The organism is Gelidibacter sp., from assembly GCF_039916245.1.
Lineage (GTDB): Bacteria > Bacteroidota > Bacteroidia > Flavobacteriales > Flavobacteriaceae > Gelidibacter.
In genome coordinates this window covers 1-2,726 of sequence record NZ_JBDSLS010000038.1, presented here as the reverse complement: position 1 = coordinate 2,726, position 2,726 = coordinate 1, and the positions used below count along the sequence as shown (strand labels likewise).

General features: G+C 37.2%; 3 protein-coding genes and 1 pseudogene. All 4 read right to left on the bottom strand.

From position 1 onward, the window contains the following. Positions 1 to 324 precede the first annotated feature (324 nt). Positions 325 to 1,203 carry a pirin family protein gene (locus tag ABIQ28_RS01955; protein WP_348035069.1) on the bottom strand — a complete coding sequence of 293 codons (879 nt, stop codon included), beginning with the start codon at positions 1,201 to 1,203 and terminating at the stop codon, positions 325 to 327. A 12-nt stretch (positions 1,204 to 1,215) separates the two neighbouring features. Continuing rightward, complete coding sequence (locus tag ABIQ28_RS01950) at positions 1,216 to 1,740, bottom strand: YceI family protein (RefSeq protein WP_348035068.1); 525 nt, start codon at positions 1,738 to 1,740, stop codon at positions 1,216 to 1,218. An 84-nt stretch (positions 1,741 to 1,824) separates the two neighbouring features. Further along, positions 1,825 to 2,418: a Crp/Fnr family transcriptional regulator gene (locus ABIQ28_RS01945; RefSeq protein ID WP_348035067.1), complete on the bottom strand. Its 594-nt coding sequence runs from the start codon at positions 2,416 to 2,418 to the stop codon at positions 1,825 to 1,827. A gap of 119 nt (positions 2,419 to 2,537) precedes the next feature. Next, positions 2,538 to 2,726, bottom strand: a pseudogene (locus ABIQ28_RS01940) (hypothetical protein); the annotation flags it as partial.

The following is a 2,726-nucleotide window of genomic DNA, read 5'->3' as shown; positions in this document are numbered from 1 at the left end:
TTTTTTTAGTCTTATGTCCTGCATCTTAATGTCTTAAGTCTTTTTCTGGTTTTTAAATTTTATTGATCTCAAATTAAGTTAAAGCCCTATCAGAATGTATGATGGGCTGGTATGTACTTTAGTGCCTCTCAATTTAGCTTCTAAAAATTTAGACACGAATTTCACGGATTTTCACGAGCTTACTCTTACATTAAAAATGTCGGCTCAATTTTTGATCATAAATTTCACTAATGTAACAGACTTTTAGTCTGTTTTAAAAACCTCCGCTAGAACGTTTCTCGGGTTGGTATGGCACTTTAGTCCACGGTAATTTAGTTTACATTATTAATCTTCTAAATAACCGAATTTTCCCACATTATATTCATTAAAAGCTTCCATTAACTCTTCTCTGGTATTCATTACAAAAGGGCCTTGAGCTGCAATGGGTTCATTAATAGGTTCGCCGCTTAAAACCAGTACAATAGCATCATCTAAGGCTTTGATTTCAAAAGTTTCGCCATCATTAGCCATTAATGCTAAATGATCGGTTGGCGCTTTTTCTTTACCGTTGATGATAATATTGCCTTCGATGACCAGAAGTGCGGTATTGTAATCCGCAGGAAACTGAAAGTCTGCCTTTCCACCTTTATTTAATTTCGCATTAAACATGTTTACTGGTGTAAACGTGGAAGCGACGCCTTTCGTGTTTTTGTACTGGCCAGCAATGACTTCGATGGTACCTGCGTTGTTGTCTAATTGATGACGGTTGATAGCTTCGTATTTTATGGCTTGGTACTTTGGATCCGTCTTTTTGTCCTTTGCGGCCAAGTTGACCCAAAGTTGAACCATTTGGAAGTCGCCACCTTTTTTACTCCATTCTTCTTCGTGGTATTCTTTGTGCAATACGCCATTGGCAGCAGTCATCCATTGCACATCGCCTTCGCCAATAATCCCACCGCCACCACTGCTGTCGTGATGGGCAACTTTACCTTTGTAGGCTATGGTTACCGTTTCAAATCCTTTGTGTGGATGGACGCCAACGCCTTTTGGTTTTTCGGAAGGTGGGAAGTTATAGGTGGAATTATAATCCAACAGAATAAATGGACTCATCCGTTGCATATCCATACGAAAACCACTCGGAATGAAATTATGTACGCGAAATCCATCGCCTACAAAATGTGGCGCTTTTGGGCTTGCTACTAATTCTACCGTTTTTGTTTTCATTACCTTTCTTTTTTATTGTTTGATAAATTCAAGATCGATACCCAATCTTATTTTATCGCCTACCACGATTGTGCCAGCTTCAGTTAAGGCATTCCAGGTTAAACCGTAGTCCTTTCTACTAACGGTTCCAGTAATTTCAAAGCCCGCTCTTGTTTGTTGGTATTGATCTTCCACGATGCCGTTAAAACTAACGTCAAGGGCAATTTCTTTGGTCACGTTTTTTATAGTCAAATCGCCTACCATGGTGTCGCCATTAAAAGATTTCGATTTGAATGAGATTTTCGGGTATTTTTCAGCATCAAAGAAATCGGCTGATTTTAAATGATTATCTCGGTCTTTGTTTTTAGTGTTTACTGAATCGGCGTTTGCAGTGAATGTGAAACTTGCATTTTTAAAATCTGCATTGTCAGTTTCAACACTCGCTTCAAATTCATTAAGATTCCCCGTGATGGTAGAAATCATCATGTGTTTTACCTTGAATCCGATTTCAGAGTGTACCGGATCTAATTTCCATTTTGTTTTTACTGTTGTTTCCATGTTTTAAGATTTAATGTGTTATATATTAATTTTAAACAAAGGTAGACATCAAGGTTATCCTATGCATTGATGTATGGTAAGAAGCTATTTTTTGAAGTTTTTTTGTGCGAGTTCCTTCCGGACGCGGCTTAAGCTTTCTGGAGTAATTCCTAAATAAGAGGCCACCATGGTTTGAGGCACACGTAAAAGGATGTCGGGATACATTTCAATAAAGTTTAGATATCGTTCTTCGGCACTTGCGCTTAACAATAGGTTGATGCGATTTTGTAATTGGCGAATGTGATTGTGAAGTAGTCTATTGTTAAATTCAGTAAATGAAGGAGCTTTATCCGTAAGGACTTGAATGAGATTTTCATCAAGAATGCTTACTGTACTGTCTTCTAAAGCTTGAATATAATAAGCGGTGGGGTGGTTAAAATAAACGCTTTCTCTATCGGTAACGAACCAATTTTCTGGTGCGAAAGATATGGTGTGTTCTTTACCTTTCTCATCGATCGAATATTGTCGCAAAAGTCCATTTTCTACAAAAAATGTTTGCTTGCAATATTCGCCTGGTCTCAATAAAAACGCATCTTTTTGAACTCTTTTAATCTTATAGTTTTCTAGTAGTGGCGAAATTTCATGTTCGTCAATAGCTAGATTTGTCGCTAAAAATGTTTTTAAATTGGTGTCGTTCATTTTTCTTTTGCGATATTTTTAGAGGTTACTATAATGAAAGTTAAGGTACGAACCTTTCGGATTATTTTAAACTTAAATTATTAAAATACACTAGAGTTCAATGGCTGATGGCGTCATTGCTATGTTTTTATGCTCTTCCAATCCCAAACCACAATGACCCATTCAGTTTGATTGGAATCTTCATAGAAGTGTATTTCCTTGAACCCGATTTTTTTATGGGCATTTCTTGAGCGCTGGTTGGTCACGGCAATTTCGGTAATGCAAAAGTCATAACGGTTTTCAAATGTCTTTTTATAGAGGTCATAGCA

Coding starts and splice junctions, on each gene's coding strand:
- ABIQ28_RS01955 (WP_348035069.1), bottom strand. CDS start 1,203: ATGAAAACAAAAACGGTAGAATTAGTAGCAAGCCCAAAAGCGCCACAT.
- ABIQ28_RS01950 (WP_348035068.1), bottom strand. CDS start 1,740: ATGGAAACAACAGTAAAAACAAAATGGAAATTAGATCCGGTACACTCT.
- ABIQ28_RS01945 (WP_348035067.1), bottom strand. CDS start 2,418: ATGAACGACACCAATTTAAAAACATTTTTAGCGACAAATCTAGCTATT.